This is a genomic window from Streptomyces sp. 2323.1 (assembly GCF_900221035.1).
In the GTDB taxonomy this organism is placed as follows: Bacteria; Actinomycetota; Actinomycetes; order Streptomycetales; family Streptomycetaceae; genus Streptomyces; species Streptomyces sioyaensis.
On the sequence record NZ_LT907981.1, the window covers coordinates 3,222,004 to 3,242,504 of the forward strand.

Annotated in this window: 15 protein-coding genes and 1 pseudogene; 8 read left to right on the forward strand and 8 right to left on the reverse strand. The window is 72.8% G+C overall.

Features of this window, described 5'->3' with window-relative positions:
* Positions 1–435: 435 nt before the first annotated feature.
* A pseudogene (locus CPH93_RS13320) lies at positions 436–1,008 on the forward strand (sigma-70 family RNA polymerase sigma factor); the annotation flags it as partial.
* Between the two features lie 116 nt (positions 1,009–1,124).
* Positions 1,125–2,441 (forward strand): zf-HC2 domain-containing protein, encoded by a 1,317-nt coding sequence (locus CPH93_RS13325; protein ID WP_096212971.1) that lies wholly within the window; start codon positions 1,125–1,127, stop codon positions 2,439–2,441.
* 239 nt (positions 2,442–2,680) lie between these two features.
* Here the strand turns inward: CPH93_RS13325 and purU are convergent, their stop codons facing one another.
* Positions 2,681–3,571: a formyltetrahydrofolate deformylase gene (purU, locus tag CPH93_RS13330; protein WP_096212972.1), complete on the reverse strand. Its 891-nt coding sequence runs from the start codon at positions 3,569–3,571 to the stop codon at positions 2,681–2,683.
* A gap of 32 nt (positions 3,572–3,603) precedes the next feature.
* Positions 3,604–4,062, reverse strand: a complete 459-nt coding sequence (locus tag CPH93_RS13335) for an SCO4402 family protein (RefSeq protein ID WP_093484703.1) — start codon at positions 4,060–4,062, stop codon at positions 3,604–3,606.
* Between the two features lie 171 nt (positions 4,063–4,233).
* Here CPH93_RS13335 and CPH93_RS13340 point away from each other — a divergent pair, with 171 nt between their 5' ends.
* Positions 4,234–5,580 carry an ABC transporter substrate-binding protein gene (locus tag CPH93_RS13340; protein ID WP_443031445.1) on the forward strand — a complete coding sequence of 449 codons (1,347 nt, stop codon included), beginning with the start codon at positions 4,234–4,236 and terminating at the stop codon, positions 5,578–5,580.
* A 62-nt stretch (positions 5,581–5,642) separates the two neighbouring features.
* Here CPH93_RS13340 and CPH93_RS13345 read toward each other — a convergent pair whose 3' ends face one another.
* Together CPH93_RS13345 and CPH93_RS13350 are read right to left on the reverse strand one after the other, a co-directional pair.
* Positions 5,643–7,487: a hypothetical protein gene (locus CPH93_RS13345; RefSeq protein ID WP_443031446.1), complete on the reverse strand. Its 1,845-nt coding sequence runs from the start codon at positions 7,485–7,487 to the stop codon at positions 5,643–5,645.
* A 202-nt stretch (positions 7,488–7,689) separates the two neighbouring features.
* Positions 7,690–9,084 (reverse strand): hypothetical protein, encoded by a 1,395-nt coding sequence (locus CPH93_RS13350; protein ID WP_006603776.1) that lies wholly within the window; start codon positions 9,082–9,084, stop codon positions 7,690–7,692.
* Positions 9,085–9,547: 463 nt separating this feature from the next.
* Between CPH93_RS13350 and CPH93_RS13355 the strand changes: the two genes are divergently transcribed.
* From CPH93_RS13355 to CPH93_RS13365, 3 genes are all read left to right on the forward strand, one after another.
* Positions 9,548–10,219, forward strand: a complete 672-nt coding sequence (locus tag CPH93_RS13355; RefSeq protein WP_096212974.1) for a bifunctional DNA primase/polymerase — start codon at positions 9,548–9,550, stop codon at positions 10,217–10,219.
* A gap of 223 nt (positions 10,220–10,442) precedes the next feature.
* Entirely contained in the window at positions 10,443–11,222 is a 780-nt protein-coding gene (locus tag CPH93_RS13360) for an ABC transporter ATP-binding protein (protein ID WP_173909977.1), read from the forward strand.
* The gene (locus CPH93_RS13365) at positions 11,219–12,853 is read left to right on the forward strand and encodes a transporter (protein ID WP_096212976.1); all 1,635 of its coding nucleotides are present in this window, start codon (positions 11,219–11,221) and stop codon (positions 12,851–12,853) included. Before CPH93_RS13360 ends, CPH93_RS13365 begins: the two co-directional genes overlap by 4 nt.
* A gap of 299 nt (positions 12,854–13,152) precedes the next feature.
* On the opposite strand, the gene CPH93_RS13370 is transcribed toward CPH93_RS13365, so the two are convergent.
* Together CPH93_RS13370 and CPH93_RS13375 are read right to left on the reverse strand one after the other, a co-directional pair.
* The gene (locus CPH93_RS13370; RefSeq protein ID WP_093484696.1) at positions 13,153–14,028 is read right to left on the reverse strand and encodes an alpha/beta fold hydrolase; all 876 of its coding nucleotides are present in this window, start codon (positions 14,026–14,028) and stop codon (positions 13,153–13,155) included.
* 495 nt (positions 14,029–14,523) lie between these two features.
* The gene (locus tag CPH93_RS13375) at positions 14,524–15,216 is read right to left on the reverse strand and encodes a metal-dependent transcriptional regulator (RefSeq protein ID WP_096212977.1); all 693 of its coding nucleotides are present in this window, start codon (positions 15,214–15,216) and stop codon (positions 14,524–14,526) included.
* A 196-nt stretch (positions 15,217–15,412) separates the two neighbouring features.
* On the opposite strand from CPH93_RS13375, the gene CPH93_RS13380 reads away from it, so the two are divergent.
* A complete protein-coding gene (locus CPH93_RS13380) occupies positions 15,413–16,180 on the forward strand; it encodes an SIS domain-containing protein (RefSeq protein WP_096212978.1) in 768 nt (255 codons plus the stop codon).
* Here the strand turns inward: CPH93_RS13380 and CPH93_RS13385 are convergent.
* On the reverse strand, positions 16,168–17,670 hold the full coding sequence (locus CPH93_RS13385) for a PAS domain-containing protein (protein ID WP_096212979.1): 1,503 nt from the start codon (positions 17,668–17,670) through the stop codon (positions 16,168–16,170). The two genes, CPH93_RS13380 and CPH93_RS13385, sit on opposite strands and share 13 nt — an antisense overlap.
* A gap of 526 nt (positions 17,671–18,196) precedes the next feature.
* The gene (gene pdxH, locus CPH93_RS13390; RefSeq protein ID WP_093484692.1) at positions 18,197–18,823 is read right to left on the reverse strand and encodes a pyridoxamine 5'-phosphate oxidase; all 627 of its coding nucleotides are present in this window, start codon (positions 18,821–18,823) and stop codon (positions 18,197–18,199) included.
* Between the two features lie 469 nt (positions 18,824–19,292).
* On the opposite strand from pdxH, the gene CPH93_RS13395 reads away from it, so the two are divergent.
* Complete coding sequence (locus tag CPH93_RS13395; RefSeq protein WP_093484691.1) at positions 19,293–20,396, forward strand: citrate synthase 2; 1,104 nt, start codon at positions 19,293–19,295, stop codon at positions 20,394–20,396.
* The last annotated feature ends 105 nt before the right edge of the window (positions 20,397–20,501 follow it).

Consider the following 20,501-nt stretch of genomic DNA (forward strand, 5'->3'; position numbering starts at 1 on the left):
CTCGACTGCCCGGCCTCTCTCCCCTGAAACACCTGGGAACCCTTGGCGCAACGGGCCGTCCCGCCCAAGGCTATGCCCAGGCGCCCCCTGCCTTTCGCCGACATCCGGTCACACACGGATAACACATACCTCTGAGCGGACAAGAACGATCGGCATCGATCCGCTTCGATCGGGCAGTATCGCCACAAAGCAACAGACGGTATCGCCACAAAGCATCAGGTGGTATCGCCACAAAGCGAGGGCTTCCAGCATCCGGCTCTTACCATTCCCGTCCCACCCCGGGCTCGGTTTGCCGCAAAGGAGCGTGCGTTGTCGGACCCGCGCATTACATTCGAGGGCACGGCGGGCCTGTGAGGGTGCACACAGGCCCGGAGCGGGTGCAGGTGTGACGGCTGAGGTGTGAGCCCGGAGGCGGCGGGCAGGGATGAGGACCCGATGGGACACGACGCGTCACCGCGTTGGGACAGGCGGATGCAACAGCGGCTCACCCACGGCGAAGCCGCTGCGCTCGGCGAGGTCTACGACCGCTTCGCCTCTCTCGTACACAGCCTCGCCCACCGCGTCCTGGACGACGAGGACGCCGCCGACCGCGTCACCCGCGAAGTGTTCGCCTACGTCTGGGAGCACCCGGATTCCTACGACCCCAAGCAGGGCACCCTGCGTTCCTGGGTCGCCGCGGTCACCCGCCATCAGGCCGTCCAGCGGCTGCGCCAGACCGAGGCCGCCTCGGCGCGCGACGGCGGAGCCGAGGCCCCCGAGCCCGCCGAGATAGAGCAGAAGATTCACGAAGCCTCCACCGCAGCCCGCGCCGACTACATCGTCACGTCCATGCCCGCGCCCCTGCGGGCCGCCCTGGAGCTGGCGTACTTCCAGCGCCGGGACTACCGCCAGACCGCCGCCGACCTGGGCGTCACGGAGGACGAGGCCCGGCGCCGGCTCCGTCTGGGACTGCAGCTGCTGTCCACCGCCCGCAACCACCAGGCCCTGCCGCCGGCCCACCGCGCCGCGCACCCGGCCCCCACCGCCCGCACCCCGCACGCTCCCCGTGGCCCGCGCCCGCCGCACTCCCCGTACACCGGCCCGGGGACCGCCGCGCCGCCCGGCCCGGGCCACGGACGGTCACTGTGAACGGCCCGGATGAGTGGGACGGCCGCGAACTGCCCGGCAGCCCCGGCGAACGGCCGCGGATACCATCACCGCGCGCCGCCGCCGAGGACCGCGGCCCGCTCCCGGACGCCCCTCCGGCGCCCGTCACCGAGCCGGACGGCCTCGACGGGACCGAGCCGCCCGTGGCACCCATCGCACCCGTGATCCTTCCGGCGCCGGCCGGCGCCCCGCCGCACCGGATCCTCAAGTCGCTGCTCGGCGCCTGGGCGCTGGCGGCCTGCTCCGCCGAGGAGACGGCCGCCGTCGAGGCGCATCTGACCGACTGCGCCTCCTGCGCGGACGAAGCACTGCGGCTGCGCGAGGCCGTCGGACTGCTGCACCCCGCCGACAGCCTCGATCTCGATCCGCTGTTGCGCTCCCGTGTGCTGGAGGGCTGCCTGGGCCGGCGGCCGGCCCGTATCCCGGTGCCCGAGTGGGCGACGCCGTACGACGCGGAGACCGCCAAGCTGGACGCACTGCTGCGGGACATGGGCGCGGCGGAGTGGCGCGCCCCGGTGCGGCTGCGCTGGTTCGAGGGCGAGCGCCCGGTCGAGCGGGAGACCACCGTCGCCGGTGTCATGGGACATCTGATGGCGGTGGACGGCCTGGTCGCGACGGCCCTCGGGCTGACCGACCCGCTCGGCACCGCCGCCCCGCCGGGCGCCCCGGATCCCCTCATCCGTACGGAAACGTTCTGGCGAGCGGCGGACGAGAAGCAGAGCCCGCTCGCCACCCACGCCCCGTGGCGCGACCAGAGCAGCGCGCTGATCCGCCAGGTGTCGTTCGCCGGCACCAAGGTCGCCGAACTCGCCGTACCCTACGGCGACTTCCGGCTCCCGCTGCGCGACTCGTTCCTGGACCGCGCCTTCGAGTGCTGGGTGCACGCCGGCGACATCGCCGAGGCGGTGGACTATCCGTACGAGCCCCCGGCCGCCGCGCACCTCCACCAGCTGGTCGACCTCGCCGCCCGGCTGCTGCCCAGCGCGCTGGCCGACCGCAGACGGGCCGGGCTCGCCGCGCCGCCGCAGCGGCTGGTCGAGGCGGGCGCCCCGGGCCGCACCCTCCATCTGGAGGTCGAGGGCAACGGCGGCGGCCACTGGTACATACCGCTGGACTCACCGGCCGCCCTGGGCACCCCCGAGCACACCGTCGCCCACATCGCCCTGGACAGCGCCGAGTTCTGCCAGCTGGCCGCCGGCCACATCTCCCCCGAGGAGGCCGCCGCGGGCCAGCGCGGCGAACGCGACGCGATCCGCGACGTCCTCTTCGCGACGGCGTCGCTCTCCCGGCTCTAGGTCGGGGGCGCAAAGTCCTGCCAGTAGGGGGCGGTCGAACATGTCCCGTAGGGGGTCCGAGCGCCCCCTCGGGGCCACAACGTAAGCGGTGCGGAAGGTATTCCGAACCGGTGCGGAAGGCACTCCGAACGTGAGCGGTGCGGAAGGCATTCGCAACGTGAGCGGTGCGGAAGGCATTCCGGCCGTTAAAGGCATGCCGGCCGTCACGCGAAGACGAGCCGTCACGCGAAGACGAGCCGCTACGCGAAGACGACCGTCCGGCTGCCGTTCAGCAGCACCCGGCGTTCGCTGTGCCACTTCACGGCGCGGGCCAGTGCCTGACACTCGACGTCCCGGCCGATCGCCACGAGCTGGTCCGGGGTGACCTCGTGGCCGACCCGCTCGACCTCCTGCTCGATGATCGGGCCCTCGTCGAGGTCCGCGGTGACGTAGTGCGCGGTGGCCCCGATGAGCTTGACGCCGCGGGCGTGGGCCTGGTGGTACGGCTTGGCGCCCTTGAAGCTCGGGAGGAAGGAGTGGTGGATGTTGATGATCCGGCCGGACAGCGCCTTGCACAGATCGTCGGAGAGCACCTGCATATAGCGGGCCAGGACCACCAGCTCGACCTGCTCGGCCTCGACCAGCTCCAGCAGCCGCGCCTCGGCCTCGGCCTTGGTGTCGCGGGTGACCGGAATGTGGTGGAAGGGGATGTTGTACGAGCCGACCAGCTCGGCGAAGTCCGTGTGGTTGGAGACCACGGCCGCGATCTCGACCGGCAGCGCCCCGATCCGGGAGCGGAAGAGCAGGTCGTTGAGGCAGTGCCCGAACTTGGACACCATCAGGATGATCCGCATCTTCTCGTCGGCCCGGTGGATCTGCCAGTCCATGCCGAAGGAGTCGCCCACCGCCGCGAAGCTGGCCCGCAGCTTGTCGACGCTCACCGAGGTGTCCGCGCTGAAGTGGACCCGCATGAAGAACAGCCCGGTGTCCCGGTCGCCGAACTGCTGGCTGTCCTCGATGTTGCAGCCGGTGATGAAGAGGTAGCTGGACACGGCGTGCACGATCCCCTGCTTGTCCGGGCAGGACAGGGTGAGGACGTACTGTTCGTTCCGATCGTGCGGACCGGGCTGGGTGGGCTGCGACTCGTTCATGACCTCATAGGGTCGCACACCCGCGGAGCGGGTCAGGCCGGGGCGTCCGCCTGACCGGTCATGATGGCCAGCACCTCCAGCGAGCGGGGCACCGCATCGGGGTCCTCGCCGTCCGCGGTCGCCAGCTGCACATGGGCCTCCCGGGCCGCACGGACGGCCTCCGGCCAGCCCTGGTGCTCCATGTACGCGGCGACCGGAGCGTCCGCGCCGACCTGGTGCATGATCCGCAGCACCCGCAGCACGGCGGCGTCGACGAGCTGGGCCTCCTGGCTGTCCCGGAAGATCGTGCCGACGTACTTCTCGGCGGACCAGTTGTCCAGCCAGGTGTCCTCGACGAGCCGGTAGACGGCGTCGGTGACATCGCCGTAGCCGGGCCGGCCGGCGAGCCAGGCCTCCTGCTGGAAGGCGGGGTCGGAGAGCATGTGCAGCGCGGAGCGCACATTGCTGCGCCAGCGCCACCACGGCATGTCGTTGAGCGGCATGCCGCCCATGGTGGGGGAGCGACGGCCACGACGGGAAGACTTCTCCGAACCTTGCACAGTATTGGATCGTACGTTCCGGTCAGGTGATCTCAAGCAGCCCCCTGGAGTTCACCTCAGCGTCACCATCCCTTGCCTTATCGTCACTCGCCCGTTCCGGGTAGGACGGAAGGCTGCGGTGTCATGACCGGACGGCGATGCCTTATCCCCCGCCCCCTTTCCCGTGCGCGTGTGGTCCCGATCGCTTCGGCGGCGGCATGTACGGCGGTCATAGCATCCCTGCTCTCGGGCTGCGGCTCGCTCCCAGGAGCGGATCCCGGGGAGAAGGACCCGATCACGGTGATGACCTGGGCCCCCGAGGACACCAAGGCGACCAATATGCCGGGTATGCCGGCCATGGCGCAGGCCTACGCCCGCTGGGTCAACTCCCGCGGCGGCATCCGGGGCCACCATCTGCGGGTGCTGACCTGCAACGAGCGCAACGACTCGGTGTACGCCGCGCAGTGCGCGCAGCGCGCGGTGGACGAGGGTGCGGTCGCCGTGGTCGGCTCGTACAGCCAGTTCGGCCGCTCGTTCATGTCGCCGCTGGAGGTCAAGGGCGTCCCCTTCATCGGCGGCTACGGCGCCTCGGACGAGGAGTTCGAGAGCCCGCTGTCCTACCCGGTCAACGGGGGCCAGGCGTCCCTGCTCGCCGGGAACGGCCGCCAGCTGGCCGGCGACTGCCGGCGCGTCGCGCTGGTCCGCCCGGACACCATCCAGGGCGACAAGATGCCCTCGCTGCTCAACTCCGGCCTGACGAGCGGCCATCGGCACCCGGCCAAGGACATCAAGGCGCCCGAGGACGGCACCGACTACACGTCCGAGGTGAACCGCGCGCTGGACGGGGTGCACGCCGACCCGGTCGTCTACGGCACGGCCAAGGCCGGCGGCACGGCGGACGGCTCCTGCGTGAGCGCCTCGCTCGGCGACCACACCGATGCGTTCTTCGACTCGTTCCGGCGGCTCCAGGAGGACAACCTCCGGGTGCGGGTCGCCTCCGTCCTCGGCAGCGTCGGCCAGTCGCTGGTGAACCGTACGGGCGGCTCGGCCGGGCCGCTGGAGGGCGCGGACATCACCGGCTGGTACCCGGTCGCCAGTGATCACCGCTGGGACCCGATGCGCAAGGTCATCACCGACTTCGCCTTCGACGACAACCGCATCGACCCGGCCGACCAGGGCGTCCAGACCACCTGGATCGCCTACACCGTGCTGCGCTCGCTCATCGAGCAGCTCGACGACCAGGGCACCGAGGACATCACCTCGCACGCCCTGCAGAAGGCGCTGGACCGCGGGGACCGCGCCGTCGACACCGGCGGGCTGACCCCCAAGCTGCGCTGGCGCGACGAGGACATGCTCGCCGTCCAGGACTTCCCGCGCATCGTGAACGGGACGGTGACCTACCAGGTCGTACGGGACGGCGAGTTGGCCGCCGCCCGGCAGGGCTTTGTGAACGTCACCAGCACGCTGGAGCGGCGGCCCTCCGACGACTGAGCGGACCCGACAGCTGAGCGGGACGGGGCGGGCCGCCCGGCGGCGCCCGCCCCCTCGGTGGTTCAGAGCTGCTCGGGACGGCGCTCCGTCAGCCCGTACTTCTGCGCGAGCGGGTTCCAGATCTGGGCCGCCTGCCGCTTGGCCTGGGTCGCCTGGCCGCTGGCCACATTGCCCGCGGCTGCCTGCCCGGTGCCCTTGGCCCGGCCCTTGTGACAGCCCTTCTTGCCGCCGACCTGGCCGGCCCAGGCCGCGTAGTGGTTGTCCGCGGCGGCCGAGGACTGCCAGGCCTTGGTGAGCGCCGCGGTCAGCCGGGCGTGGTCGGGGATCTTGTCGACGGAGAGCTGCTGCAGCCGCTTCACCAGGTCGTTGCGCTGCCCGGCCGCGGCCCGCAGGTCCTTGGCCGCGCCGCCGAGGTTGCTGCACGTCTTGATGCTGTTGACGGCACCGATCACCGAGGAGCGGCTGTTGTTGCTGTCACCCAGCAGCGCGTCCAGGTCCTTGGCCTGCGCCTGGGCGGGGTCGGTGGACGGCTTCGGCTGGTCCGACTCCTTCGCCGTCTTGGCCGCCCCGGCCCCGGTGTCCTGCTTCTTGGCACTGTCGTCGCTGCTGTCGCCGCTCAGCGCCCAGCCGATGCCGAGGCCGACACCGGCGAGCACCACGATGCCGATGCCGATGAGCGCGGCCGTGGGGAGCCGGCGGCGCCCGCCGCCGTCCTCGTCGTACCTGGCCTGCTGGTCGTAGCCGCCGGCCGGCGGGAACTGCTGCCCGTACTGCTGCTGGGGCGGCTGGCCCTGCCCGTACGGCGGGCGACCCGGGTCCTCGAAGCGCGGCAGCTGCGCCGTGGAGTCCGGTGACCCGGTTCCGGGCGTCCCCGGACCGTCGCGGAAGAGGCCCTCGAACTCGGCGGGCGTGGGGCGGTCACCGGGCGCGCCGGGGCGCACGCCGTACGGGGCGCCGGGCGGCGGGGGCGGTGCGCCGGCGCCCACCGGCGGGATGAGCTGGGTGGCCTCGCTGTCGCCCGCACCCTGAGCGCCGGGCATCGGCTGGGCAGCGCCCTGGGGGCCGCCGTGCTTCGGCTTGATCGCGCGCAGCATAGTGGTGGATTCGTCGGGCGTCTCGGGCCGGGAGTGCGCCTCCGGCGGCAGCGGCACGGCGCCGCCCGGCTGCCCGCCCACGGGGGGAATCAGCGCGGTGGCCTCCGCGTCGCCCGAGGCGGCGGGCGGCAGCGGTGCACCGGTCTGCGGGGTCGCCTTCACCAGCGCTCCGGACGGGCCCTGGGGCTGTCCGTACGACTGCTGGGGCTGCTGGCCCTGTTGGGGCTGCTGGCCGTAGCCCTGCTGGGGCGGCTGCTGTCCGGCGTCGTAGGGCTGCTGCCCCGCGGGCGGCAGGGCACCGGGCGCGTTCTGGCCGCCGTACGACGGCGTGGACTGGCCTGCCGGGCCGGCCGGCGGCAGCGGTGCACCGTGCCGGGGCGCCGGCTGCTGCGGCATCGCGGGCGGGGCCGGCGGCGGGGGCGGTACGGGCGGCTGCCCTTGGGGCGGCGCCGGGAAGCCCTGGCCGCCCTGCGGCTGCGGCGGCATCGGGGCCTGCGGGTTCTGCGGCTGCCCCTGCGGTGCGCCGTATCCCTGCTGCGGATCTTGGCCGAATCCCTGCTGTTGGTCCTGGCCGTAACCCTGCGGCTGCTCCTGTCCGTACGCCTGCGGCTGGCCCTGGGCGGGCGCCTGGCCGTACGGGGCGGGGGCGTTCTGCTGACCGGGCCCCCAGGGCTGGCCCCACGGCTGGCCGGCCGCCGGCGCGGCCTGCTGGTCGGGCACCCACTGCTCACCGTTGGCGGGCAGCACAACGCCCTCCCGGGCGGGACCGGCCGCAGAATTCTGCGGGTCGTGACCCTGTCCGCTCTGCGTCACCGTGACTCCTACCAACGTGCAGACTTACCGAATCGACGGCTGCACGCTACCGGGTCGCAGCAACGTTCGACACGTCGCCTGGTCACACCCCCGCCCACCTCGGAACTCGGTGGGCGGACCGTACGCACCGGCCCGCCCACGCCGTACGACAAACCCGACGCCGCACGACAAATACCGCCTCCGGCCCCGCGCGAGAGGTTGCTCACGCCGCGGCGGCCCGCAGTTCCAGCCGTGCGCTGAACTCCCTGACCACGGGTTCGTCGCGGTACGGCTCCAACCGCACCTGGAAGTCCTCCAGATACTCCGCGCCCCGGTCCGAGCGCAGCTCGCCGAGCAGCTCCACCGCCTGCGTGCCCGTATGGCAGGCCTGTTCCACCTCGCGCTGCTGCGCCTGGGCGCCGGCCAGCAGCAGCAGGCCGATGGCCCGGCGCCGCGCCCGGCTCTCCGGATGCCCGTCCAGCGCCTCCTGCGCACGCTGTCCGGCGGGCCCCGGCTGCCCCAGGTCCCGGTGGCAGTGGGCGAGTTCATCGGCCAGATAGGCCGGGTCGAAGTGGGCGATCCACACCGGGTCGTCGCCCGCGTCGGCGGCCGCCTCGGCCCGCTCCATCGCGGCGACCGCCCGGCCGGCCACCGCCTGGAAGGCCCGGCCGTCGCCCAGCAGCGCATGTCCGCGCGCCTCCGCCGCGCAGAACATCGCCTCCGCACGCGGGGTGACATGGCCGCGGGCGCCTTCCTGGGCGGCGCGGGCGAGCTGGGCGATCTCGCGCGGGTTGCCGAGTGAGGCGGCGAGATGGCTCATGCTCGCGGCCAGGACGTAGCCGCCGTAGCCGCGGTCACCGGCCGCCTGGGCGAGCCGCAGCGCCTGGATGTAGTAGCGCTGGGCCAGGCCCGGCTGGCCGGTGTCGACGGCCATGTAGCCGCCCAGCTCCGTCAACCGTGCGACGGCGGCGAAGAGTTCCCGCCCCACCGACTCGCGGTAGGAGCCGGCCAGCAGCCCCGAGACGACGCTGTTGAGGTAGTGCACGACGACCGGCCTGACATGCCCGGCGCCGAAGCGGTGGTCGAGTTCGCTGAGCGCCGAGGTCATCGCGCGGACCGCCTCGACATCCGAGATCCCCACGCGCGCCCCGGCGTTCCGGGCGACCTGGACATCGGCGCCGGTGATCAGCCAGTCGCGGCTGGGCTCCACCAGCGCCGAGGCCGCGACCGTGGAGCCGCTGAGGAAGTCGCGCCGCCCGACATCGCTGCGCCACAGCTCGCAGACCTGCTCGATCGCCCCGAGGACGGTCGGCGAGAACTGCAGCCCCACCCCGGACGCGAGGTTCTTGCCGTCGGCCATCCCGATCTCGTCGATGGTGACCGTGCGCCCCAGCTTGCGGCCCAGCGCCTCGGCGATGACGGCCGGAGCCCGCCCCCGCGGCTGCTGTCCGCGCAGCCACCGGGCCACGGAGGTCTTGTCGTAGCGGAGGTCGAGACCGTGCTCCGCACCGCACATGTTGACGCGGCGGGCGAGGCCCGCGTTGGAGCAGGCGGCTTCCTGGATCAGCGACTGGAGCCGTTCGTTGGGCTGCCGTGCGACGAGTGGCCTGGCGGCCATGCTGGTACCCCCTGAGTACTGCTGCGCGCGTTCACCGACGAACGCCGTTCCCCGTGATCGATTCCCCAGGCATATACCGGATATCCGAGAGTTCCGTGATATGCGCGATAAGTGGGATCAGAGCGGTACGCACCGTTCCGAGGATGCGCGGTTGTGCGCGGTTGGTGAGCGGGGTGGATCCGGTGTGGTGCGTCCTCGGTGCGTGGCGCTCGTTCACGAATGGGCTGGTGCGCGGTGTCCGTACGCAGTTCGCGGCGCCGCCGTGCCGGGCTCCCCGGGATCCACGCCGGCCTGCCGCCGGGCGGCCTCTCCGCCCGTCAGGCAGGTGGCTACCCGTTCGCCGGGCCCCGCCCGCACACGCGCCCCCACCGGTGCTCCCATGCGCCCCACATGCGGGAACGATGCGCCCCGGACGTCAGCCATTTGGGCGTAACCCTTGGTCACAAAGGGAGTTGTCCTGAGCGTGGAAAAGACCATCGGAGTCACAGGGGCCCCGCAGCTCCCCACGCAGCGCGGCGAGCAGCTGCTGGACACTGCGGTGCGTTATGCGGAGGAGCGCCACTGGGACGTGTTCCCCGGCGCATGGCTGGAGCACGACGGCAGGACGCCGCGCTGCTCGTGCCGCGCCCACGACTGCGCTGCGCCCGGCGCGCATCCCACCGCGCCCGGCTGGGCCGGCGAGGCCACCGGCAGCGCGAGCGCCGTCCGCCGGCTGTGGAGCAGCCGACCGCGGGCCTCGATCCTGCTGCCGACCGGCCGGACCTTCGAGGCGCTGGAGGTGCCCGAGACCGCGGGCTGTCTGGCGCTGGCCCGCATGGAGCGGATGGAGCTGCCGCCCGGCCCCGTCCTGCGCACCCCCGACCGCCGGATGCTCTTCCTCGTCCTGCCCGGCGCCTCGGCGAAGGTGCCCGCCCTCATCCGGGGCCTGGGGTGGGTGCCGGCGGTGCTCGATCTGATCTGCCGCGGCGAGGGCGAGTACATCGCCGCGCCGCCGACCCGGGTGGGCGCGCACGGCGTCGTGCAGTGGGCCCGCCGCCCCACCGCCGCCAACCGCTGGCTGCCGGACGCGGAGGAGCTGATCAGCCCGCTCGGCTACGCCTGCGCCCGGGAGGCGGTCGCGGCCCGCGCACGCTGACTGGCAGGCGCGTGCCGCTGACGCCCCCGCGGAACGGCTCCGTCCGGCAACCCGGCCGTATCGTGGGACGCCGGACGGGGGTCGGGACCGGCCCCTGCGGGGACGTCGAAGGGCAGGACCGGTGGCGAACGAGCCGGAACACATCGAGGGGCGGGCCGAGACGGCACCGCCGCAGCACAGCACCACCGCTCCGGGCGGGCCGGCCACGGCCCCCGGGGAGGTCATGGCCGGTCCGCCCGCCGTCCGCATCCAGGGCCTGTGGAAGAAGTTCGGCGAGCAGACCGCCGTCCACGGCATCGATCTGACGCTCCCGGCCGGCCGCTTCATCGGACTGGTCGGCCCCAACGGCGCAGGCAAGACCACCACCCTGTCCATGGTGACCGGCCTGCTGCGGCCGGACGCGGGGACGGTCGAGATCGGCGGGCACGACGTCTGGCAGGACCCGGTGTCGGTCAAGTCCCGGATCGGGGTACTGCCCGAGGGGCTGCGGCTCTTCGAGCGGCTGTCGGGAAGCGAACTCCTCAGCTACATAGGCCGGTTGCGCGGTCTGCCGGGCGACGAGGTCGACACGCGTGCCGCGCAGCTGCTGGACGTGCTCGGCCTGTCGGGCGCCCAGCACAAGCTGGTGGTGGACTACTCCACCGGTATGCGCAAGAAGATCGGGCTGGCGGCCGCCCTGCTGCACAACCCCGAAATCCTCTTCCTCGACGAGCCCTTCGAGGGCGTCGACCCGGTGTCGGCACAGACCATCCGCGGCGTCCTGGAGCGCTACACCGCCTCCGGCGCCACCGTGATCTTCTCCAGCCATGTGATGGAGCTGGTCGAGTCGCTGTGCGACTGGGTCGCGGTGCTGGCCGCCGGGCGGATCCGGGCCGACGGACCGCTCGCCGAGGTACGCGGCGCGGCGCCCTCGCTGCAGGACGCCTTCCTCGAACTCGTCGGCGCGCAGGACCGCGGCGCGGGCGCGAACCTCGACTGGCTGGGCGGGGGCCGCGCCCGATGAGCACCGCATCCGCCGCGGCCGCCCGCCCCGCCGCCGCACCCTCCCTGACCGGCGTCTTCGTCCGGCTGAAGCTGTCGCTGCTGCGCAACGGGCTGCGCCAGTCGACCGGGCGCACCCTGGCGTATGTCGCCTCCATCGTCGTCGGCCTGCTGTTCGCCGCCGCAGTCGTGCTGGGGCTGACCGCGCTGCGCGGCAATGCGCACGCCGGTGCGCTGACCGTCCTGCTCACCGGGATCCTCACCGTGGGCTGGGCGGTGATGCCGCTGTTCTTCCCCGGGAGCGACGAGACGCTCGATCCGACCCGGCTGGTCATGCTGCCGCTGCGGCCGCGGCCGCTGATCGTCTCGCTGCTGACGGCCTCGCTCGTCGGCATCGGCCCGGTGGTCACCCTCATGCTGGTGGCCGGCGCGGTGATCGCGGTCGCCGACGGCCCGGTCGCCGTGGTCGTGGGTGTCGTGGCCGCCGTCCTGGTGCTGTTGGTGTGCGTGGCGCTGGCGCGGGCCATCGCCACCGCCTCGGTCCGGCTGCTGACCAGCCGCCGCGGCCGCGATCTCGCCGTGCTGGGCGGGCTGTTCATCGCGCTCGGCGGGCAGGGCGTCAACTTCGCCGCCCAGCGGCTGGGGCGGCCGGACGGCCTGTCCGTACTGGAACCGCTGGGCGAGGTGCTGCGCTGGGTGCCGCCGGCCTCCGCGCTCGGCGCCGTCGACGACGCCGGGCACGGGGCGTACGGGCGGGCGCTGGCCGGTCTGGCGCTGACGGCGCTGGCCCTCGCGCTGCTGCTGTGGTGGTGGCAGCGCACGCTGACCGCCCTGATGACCTCCCCGGACTCCTCCACCCTCCAGGCGCTGGAGAAGGACGGCGCCCGCCGGTCCGGCACCGGGGCACGCGGGCTCGCACGGCTGCTGCCGGACGGCCGTACCGGCACCGTCATGCTCCGCTCGCTGCGCTACGCCTGGCGCGACCCCAAGTCGAAGATGGCCTGGGCCACCGCGCTCGGCGTCGGCCTGCTGCTCCCGATCGCCACCTCCGCGCAGGGCAACGGCAGCATGTACATGGCGTTCTGGGCCTCCGCGCTGCTCGGATCGATGATGTACAACCAGTTCGGCCAGGACACCTCGGCGTTCTGGATGGTCGCCTCGACGCTCGCCACCGCGCGCGACGCCTATCAGGAGCTGCGGGCCCGCGCGTTGACGCTGGCGCTGGTGGCCGCCCCCTACGTCACGCTGGTCGTCGTCGGCTCCGCGGCACTCATCGGGCCGTGGTCGGACTTCATGGAGGTGTACGGCCTCTCGCTGGCCGTCCTGGGCGCACTGCTGGCCACCGGCGCGATGTCGTCGGCGCTGTTCCCGTATTCGATCCCCTCGGAGGGCAACAAGAACGTCGCACCGGGACAGGGCGCGATCGCCTGGTTCAGCCTCTTCGGCGGGGTCCTGGTCGCCGCGGTGCTGTGCAGCCCGCTGCTGGGGCTGACCATCTGGCTGCATGTGGCGGGTCTGCACCAGCTGTTGTGGATGCTGCTGCCGGCCGGAGCGGTCTACGGCCTGGGACTCGCCGAGGCGGGCCTGCGGGTGGCGGCGCCCCGGGTGGCGGCCCGACTGCCGGAAATCCTGGGGGCGGTCAGCAAGGGGTGAGGGTGCGGCCCCGGCCGGTTGGTGGGGAGTGGTGCCGTGCGGACGAGGCCTGGTCCGCGGGCTGCCCCAAGCCGCCGCACGGTGACGGTCCTTGGACCAGGGGGGACGTCCCCCCTGGTCCATCCGGCCGGGAGCTGGCAGGGCCTGGCGGGATCTGATCGGCCCGTCATGGGGCGGTGTGGGGCGAGGCGAGGAGCCACGGCCCCGCACAGGCGGGTGTGCGACGCGGACCGTGCGACGTACGCCGTGCGACGCGGCCCCACGGGGAGCCGTGGCCCGAGAGCCCCGGCCAGAGGCACTCACCCGGGCAACGTCGCCGCATGGAGAAACGGTTCGATGGCAGCGCACCAGGCGTCGGGTTGTTCCCAGGGGAGCAGATGGCCGGCGTCGGGGATTTCGGCGTAGGCGCCGCGCGGCAGCACCCGGACCATCTCCTGGGCTTCGGCACGGCCGAGTTCGGCATCGAGTCCGCGGACGACGAGGGCCGGGCAGGACACCTGGGCGAGCTCCTCCCAATGGGCGTCATGGACCCAGGTCTCACGGGCGGTGAGCATCTGCCGGCGGGAGAAGACGGGGCGCCAGCCGTCGGCGCGCTCGGCCATCACCTCGGCGAAATACTCGCCACGGGCCGGCCGGGGCCGCTCCAGGGTCGGATCGTCCTCACCGAACCATTTGCGGACATCGGCGAGCGTCGCGAACGGCACCGGCCAGGACCGGAACCACTCGGTCCATTCGCGCTGCGAGGCCGCACCCAGCGCCGACGCCCGCATGTCGCAGATCACCAGCGCACTCACCAGATCCGGTCGCCGGGACGCTAACTGCCACGCCGTCAGGGCGCCCATGGCATGCCCCACAAGGGCGACGGGGGCGAGGCCGAGCTGCTCGACGGCGGCGATGGCGTCATCGACATACGCCTCGCGGTCGTACGGCCCCACGGCGGGCTTCTCGCTGCGGCCGTGGCCCCGCTGATCCAGCGCGACCGGGCGGTGCCGGGCGCTCAGCCGGCGGGCGGTGGCCGCCCAGTGCGAGGCGCGCCCCATCAGGCCATGGAGCAGCAGCACACCCGGACGCTGCTCGGGCTCCTCCAGTCCGCCGCCGCTCTTGGGCGGGTCGGTGAATTCCCAGGCGGCGAGACGCACGCCGCCTGCCCCTGCTACATCGATGCGTCGCACCATGTGCCCTGGCACCCCCAATCGTCCCGTGAGCACTTCCACACTATCGAACCCCTATTCGAACGCACCGCGTTGGCGCGGAATACCCCTCGTTCGAGTGACCTCACTCGGGGATTGGCCGCGCCCGCCACGGGGAGACATCTGCCGGGAGGCGGGCCCTACCGGGAAGGGGGCCCGTGGGGAAAGACCCTGAGAGCTCGGGGCTCCGGGTCTTGGGTGGGGGACATGGGGAGGCAGGGCCCCGGCTGCTCGCAGCGCCGGGGCCCTGACTGTTCCCACCACGAGTGGATGCATCCGAGCCCCCTCCCGGCCAGGACAAGCCGCTGCACGGCCATGCGTCAGCGTGACACGAGACCGGCCGTATCGCACGGATTCGCACAAGTCCGTTCAAGAGGCAAGAACTTGCCGAGCCCGCCGAACGGCGCGTCAGCGCAGCTCAGCGGGCTCGTGCGGGAAATGCGGGCGGGAGTGCGAGAAGGAAAGAGTCTGAAACTGCTTTCAACGCTTGGCTACGAAGACATGCGAGGCGATCTCGGAGCCCAGCTCGGCGGCCTCACCGCTGCTGCCGACCAGCACCCCGGCCGGTGACTCCGTCACGCTCACCACCGCGCCCGGCTGCACACCGGCCCGGCGCAGGGTGTACATCAGCTGGGCGTCGGCCTGGATCGGCTCGCCGATCCGGCGCACCACGGCCGTCTTGCCGTCGGCCCCGGCGTCCAGGTCCATCAGACTCACCATGCCGGCGTCGAGGAACGGGTCGACCTCGGACTTCTCGCCCAGCTCGGCCAGCCCGGGGATGGGGTTGCCGTACGGGGACTCCGTCGGGTGCCGCAGGAGCTCCAGGACGCGGCGCTCGACCGCCTGGCTCATGACGTGCTCCCAGCGGCAGGCCTCGGCGTGCACCTGCTCCCATTCGAGGCCGATGACGTCGACGAGCAGGCACTCGGCGAGGCGGTGCTTGCGCATCACCCGGGTCGCCAGCTGCCGGCCCTCTTCCGTGAGCTCCAGATGACGGTCGCCGGCGACCGTCAGCAGCCCGTCCCGCTCCATGCGCGCCACGGTCTGGCTCACCGTCGGGCCGCTCTGTTCGAGGCGCTCCGCGATGCGTGCGCGCATGGGGACCACACCTTCCTCTTCCAGCTCGAGGACGGTGCGGAGATACATCTCCGTGGTGTCGATCAGTCCTGACATGCGTGCCCCTCGATGTGTGGTGCGGTGGCCCTGCTCCAATTCTGACGCATCCCGCTGACATCGGTGCCGCCTCGTCCGCGCCCGCGGAGCCTCGTCGCCGTGTTGACAGGTCACTGGTCCAGAGCGCAACGTGATCCGCGCCACTGATCACAGACGCCGAGATTCCGGCGAGATCCGACGAGAGGGGCCCGCGGCAATGGCTGAGAGCGACCGGAGCGACCGGCTGGCCGGGAACTACTTCGACGCCGCGATCGACCTGCTGCGACAGGTCCGCGACGCGGAGGGCGACCGGATCACCGCGGCCGGGGAGCTGATCGCGGACGCCGTCGCGGCGGGCGCCCGGATCTTCTCCTTCGGCGCCGGCCACTCCTCGCTCCCCGCGCAGGACACGGTCTACCGCGCGGGCGGCCTGGCGGTGATGAATCTGCTGTCGGTCCCGGGTGTGGTGGGCGTGGACGTACGGCCGGCGACGCTCGGCAGCGCGCTGGAGCGGGTCGACGGGCTGGCCGCGGCGGTCCTGGACACCAGCCCCCTGGAGGCGGGCGATGTGCTGGTGATCATCTCGCTGTCCGGGCGCAACCCGCTGCCCGTGGAGATGGCGGTCAACGCCCGCGCCCTGGGGATCAAGGTCATCGGCGTGACGTCGGTGGCGTACGCGGAGGCCACCAGGTCCCGGCACGCCTCCGGCGGCTTCCTGAAGGATCACTGCGACCTCGTACTGGACAGCCGGATCCCGGTCGGCGACGCGGAGCTGACGCTGCCCGGCATCGACGCGCCGTTCGCCCCCGCCTCCACGGTCGTCACCAGCGCGATCATGCAGGCCATGGTGGCGACGGCCGCGGGCACCCTCGCCGAGCGGGGCATCGACCCGCCGCTGCTGCGCTCGGGGAACGTCGACGGCGGCCACGACTGGAACGCCCGGGTGATGGGCGCGTACGCGGACCGGATCTTCTACCGGCAGTGAGCGGACGGCGCGCCGCCGAACGCCGCGGCGCCCGCGAGGTCGAGGGCCGCGGCGATCCGCGCCGCCACCTCCTCCGCGTAGTCCGCGTCCGCGCGGTCGAAGGGGCGGCGCGCCGGGGTCCGCAGGAAGGTCGCAACGCCCAGGGTGCGGCCGCGGCTGCGCAGCGCCACACACAGGCCGTGCACGGTGCCGTCCGGCCAGTGACGGGCGGCCGCCCAGCCCTCGGGTGAGGCGGGTCCGGCGCCGGTACGCACCGAGCCGCGCCGCTCGTACGCCTGGAAGACGGGATGGCGCGGCGCGTACGGCACGGGGATGCCGGTCGCTGGAAGGCGCTCGGCCGGGCCGGGCGCACCGGCCGGGGAGGCCAGCGTCCGTACCAGCCGGGGCCTGCCGTGGCGCGTGCCGTGCCCGGCGTCCGCGCCGGGTGCGCTGCCCGGTGGCATGCCGGTGCCGCCCGCCGCGGCCGCCCCGTCACCCGCGTCGCCGGCGTCGTACGCCTCGTCCTCGGCGACCGCCCCGTACGGCGCGGGCGACGTCGTGGCGAGGTCGACCAGGCCGTGGTCGGCGAAGCCCGCCAGGGCGAAGTCGAGGTGGACGGCGGCGGCCTCGGCCGGGTCCGGGCACTCCGCGGCCGCCCGTCCCGCCCGGTGGAGCTGACGGGCGCGGAACCGCAGCAGGGAGCTCTCCTGCTCGGCGCGCTTGGTGTCCGTGACGTCCTGGAAGAGCCAGGCCACGCCCAGCGGCACCGGCTCCTCGGCCAACGGGGAGGCCAGCCGGACAAAGCCGCTGCGCCAGCACCGGCGCGGGAGTTCGGCCCCCTCGGAGCGCAGCGTCACCCACAGTTCGGCGGTGGCCGGCGGGGCGCCCTCGGCGAGGACGTGCTGCAGAGCGCACTCCAGCTCCTCCACGCCCTGCGCCAGCAGCTCGCCCAAGGGGCGCCCCAGCAGGGCCGTGCGCCCCACGCCCAGGATGCGGCCGGCGTGGGCGTTGACGACGGCGGGCCGCAGATCGGCGTCGATCAGCACCACCCCCCACGACGCGTCCTCGAACAGCGCCTCGGCCAGCGCGACGGACCGCTCCAGGTCCAGCTGGGTGTGCACCTCGCTGAAGGCGCAGTACACGCCCACGACCCGGCCGCCGGGGCCGCGGACTGCGGAGGACTGGGTGCGCAGGAGCACGCGGCGGCCGTCTTTGGTCAGCAGGGCGAATTCATGCACCTGGCGGCCCGGGGAGCGCATCGCGGCGGCGAGGGCGGCCTCGATCCCGTCGGCGTCCTCCTTGCGGACCGCCCAGCCGGTCAGTCCCGTACGGCCGACGGCCTCGGCGGTGGTCCAGCCCAGGATGCGTTCCGCTTCGTGGTTCCAGTGGGTGACCGTGCCGTCCGCGGAGAAGGCGGCGAGGGCGGCGTCCATGCCGTCCAGGAGCGCGGCGAGCAGACCGGAGTCACCGGATACATCGGTCTGCTCGGTGGCGCGGCGGGCCGGGGCCACCGTGCCGGGAGGGCCGGGAAGACCGGAGACCCCGGAAAGGTCGGAAGAAGCTGACGAAGCAGTCACTGGCACCCCTCACGAACGCGGCCACACATGCTCCACCTGGGAACATTCAACTGGACCGTCATACAGAGCACCCGCGATTCACGGAAATCGTTGCTTCCGGAAAATGTGGTTGTGTCGGGCGGACCGGCTTCCTAATGTGTGGAGCACACGAGAAGGGAGGTGGTTCGGCAGATGATTTCGCACCGGACGCGTGAGGTGGCTGCGGGCTAGCGGCCCGTCGCTTCACCGAAGTGCAGCGCCGGACCAGCGCATACTGCAGATGCGCAGCCGGCCAATCCCAAGCAGTCACCCGACCCGCGGGCTGCCGGTTCGTCCGACCGGCCCTTCGCGCCACCGAGCGCGGAGGAGGCAGCCCGCGGGTCGTCTGCGTGTGCGGCCAGGGCGGCGGAGAGCCGGTACGGCCGGAGAGCCGGTACGGGCCGAGGGGCATGCCCAGCCGTCTCCGCCGGGCGCGCCCGTTTCAGGGCGCCAGCCGCTCCACTCGCCAGCCGCCCCCGGACTCGCGGACGTACCGCAGCCGGTCGTGCAGCCGGTTGAGCCGGCCCTGCCAGAATTCGACCGTCTCGGCGGCGATCCGGTAGCCGCCCCAGTGTGGCGGCGCCGGCACCTGCTCGCCCTCCGGGTAGCGGGCCGCCAATTCCTCGTAGGCGTCCTCCAGTTCCGCGCGCGAGGCGACCGGGGCGGACTGGTCGCTGGCCCAGGCGCCCAGCTGGGAGCCGTGCGGGCGGGTGCGGAAGTAGGCGGCGGTCTCGTCCCGGCCGATGCGCTGTGCGGTGCCGGTCACCACGACCTGGCGGGCGAGCGGGTGCCAGGGGAACAGCAGCGAAATGGCCGGATTTTCGGCCAGTTCACGGCCCTTGCGGCTGTTGTAGTTGGTGAAGAACACAAAGCCGCGGTCGTCGAACGCCTTGAGGAGCACGGTCCGTGAGCTCGGCCGGCCCGCGGCATCCGCGGTCGAGACGACCATCGCGTTCGGCTCGTGCAGCCCGGCCACGGTCGCGTCCTTGAACCAGCGGGCGAACTGGTCATGGGGGTCGGCGGCGAGATCGGACTCGGCGAGTCCCTCGGCGCGGTAGTGCGCACGCATGGAGGAAGGGTCGGGGTTCTCGTTGTGAGGCGCGTCGGCTGGGTGCACGGCCTCATCTTGCAACATCGCGCTCGGCCCGGTCAGCTGGGAGGGGCGGAAGTCTGCCCCTGGCCGCGCGCCGTAACCCTCCCGACGGCAAATCGACCACTGTGCCGGATCTCACGCTTCCCCGCAGGTGAGGGACCCGCCAAAATCATGGCCCGGCCCACTGTGGGCTCCGGACAGGGAGAGCTATCGTGTCCGTCCGGCTGTATTGACGCACCACACCGCCGCACCGCACCGCCCGCCCGTGGCCGACCACTGCGGGCAGGACCCCCGCGTGACCCGTGCCCTGGCAGGGCATCACACCGGGGTGACCGGTTCGGACCGCGAGCTGCCAGCAGCCGCGTAACCGTACTGGCGCCGCACACCACGACCGCACGGCAGCCGCTCAGGAGCGTCTGCCGGCCCCAGCTTGAGGAGCCGCCTGATGTCCGACTTCGTACCCGGACTCGAGGGAATCGTCGCGTTCGAGACGGAGATCGCCGAACCCGACAAGGAAGGCGGTGCCCTTCGCTATCGCGGGGTCGACATCGAAGAGCTCGTCGGTCAGGTGTCCTTCGGGAACGTCTGGGGGCTGCTGGTCGACGGGGCGTTCAACCCCGGTCTCCCGCCCGCCGAACCCTTCCCGATCCCGGTGCACTCCGGGGACATCCGGGTCGATGTGCAGTCCGCGCTCGCCATGCTCGCTCCCGTATGGGGCCTCAAACCGCTGCTGGACATCGACGAGGCGACGGCCCGTGACAACCTCGCCCGCGCCGCGGTGATGGCGCTGTCGTACGTCGCCCAGTCGGCGCGCGGGCAGGGCCTGCCGATGGTGCCGCAGAAGGAGATCGACAAGGCGGAGACCGTCGTCGAGCGCTTCATGAAGCGCTGGCGCGGCGAGCCGGACCCCAAGCACGTCAAGGCCGTCGACGCCTACTGGACCTCGGCCGCCGAGCACGGCATGAACGCCTCCACGTTCACGGCGCGCGTCATCGCCTCCACGGGTGCGGATGTGGCGGCCGCGCTGTCCGGTGCCGTCGGCGCCATGTCCGGGCCGCTGCACGGCGGTGCGCCCTCGCGCGTCCTCGGCATGATCGAGGAGATCGAGCGGACCGGCGACGCCTCCGCCTACGTCCGTAAGGCGCTGGACCAGGGCGAGCGGCTGATGGGCTTCGGCCACCGCGTCTACCGCGCCGAGGACCCGCGGGCGCGGGTGCTGCGGCGCACCGCGAAGGAGCTGGCCGCCCCGCGCTTCGAGGTCGCCGAGGCGCTGGAGAAGGCCGCCCTGGAGGAGCTGCACAACCGCCGCCCGGACCGGGTGCTGGCCACCAACGTCGAGTTCTGGGCGGCCATCGTCCTGGACTTCGCCGAGGTCCCGGCGCACATGTTCACCTCGATGTTCACCTGTGCCCGGACGGCGGGCTGGAGCGCGCACATCCTGGAGCAGAAGCGGACGGGCCGACTGGTTCGGCCGTCGGCCCGGTATGTGGGGCCCGGGGCGCGCAGCCCGCGGGAGATCGAGGGGTTTGCGGACATCGCGCCCCGCTAAACGCTTGAGCGCTTGGCTTGGCTTCCCACGTTGTTGGCTGGCCCGCCGTGGGGGTTTCTCGCCGTTGCGCTTTGCGGCGCCCCCGCACGTTGTCGGCTTCCCCGC

Excerpts from the sequence above, each read along its gene's own strand:
- purU (WP_096212972.1), bottom strand. The coding sequence starts at position 3,571 with ATGAACGAGTCGCAGCCCACCCAGCCCGGTCCGCACGATCGGAACGAA.
- CPH93_RS13335 (WP_093484703.1), bottom strand. The coding sequence starts at position 4,062 with ATGGGCGGCATGCCGCTCAACGACATGCCGTGGTGGCGCTGGCGCAGC.
- CPH93_RS13340 (WP_443031445.1), top strand. The coding sequence starts at position 4,234 with ATGACCGGACGGCGATGCCTTATCCCCCGCCCCCTTTCCCGTGCGCGT.
- CPH93_RS13350 (WP_006603776.1), bottom strand. The coding sequence starts at position 9,084 with ATGGCCGCCAGGCCACTCGTCGCACGGCAGCCCAACGAACGGCTCCAG.
- CPH93_RS13360 (WP_173909977.1), top strand. The coding sequence starts at position 10,443 with ATGGCCGGTCCGCCCGCCGTCCGCATCCAGGGCCTGTGGAAGAAGTTC.
- CPH93_RS13365 (WP_096212976.1), top strand. The coding sequence starts at position 11,219 with ATGAGCACCGCATCCGCCGCGGCCGCCCGCCCCGCCGCCGCACCCTCC.
- CPH93_RS13370 (WP_093484696.1), bottom strand. The coding sequence starts at position 14,028 with ATGGTGCGACGCATCGATGTAGCAGGGGCAGGCGGCGTGCGTCTCGCC.
- CPH93_RS13375 (WP_096212977.1), bottom strand. The coding sequence starts at position 15,216 with ATGTCAGGACTGATCGACACCACGGAGATGTATCTCCGCACCGTCCTC.
- CPH93_RS13380 (WP_096212978.1), top strand. The coding sequence starts at position 15,413 with ATGGCTGAGAGCGACCGGAGCGACCGGCTGGCCGGGAACTACTTCGAC.
- pdxH (WP_093484692.1), bottom strand. The coding sequence starts at position 18,823 with ATGCGTGCGCACTACCGCGCCGAGGGACTCGCCGAGTCCGATCTCGCC.
- CPH93_RS13395 (WP_093484691.1), top strand. The coding sequence starts at position 19,293 with ATGTCCGACTTCGTACCCGGACTCGAGGGAATCGTCGCGTTCGAGACG.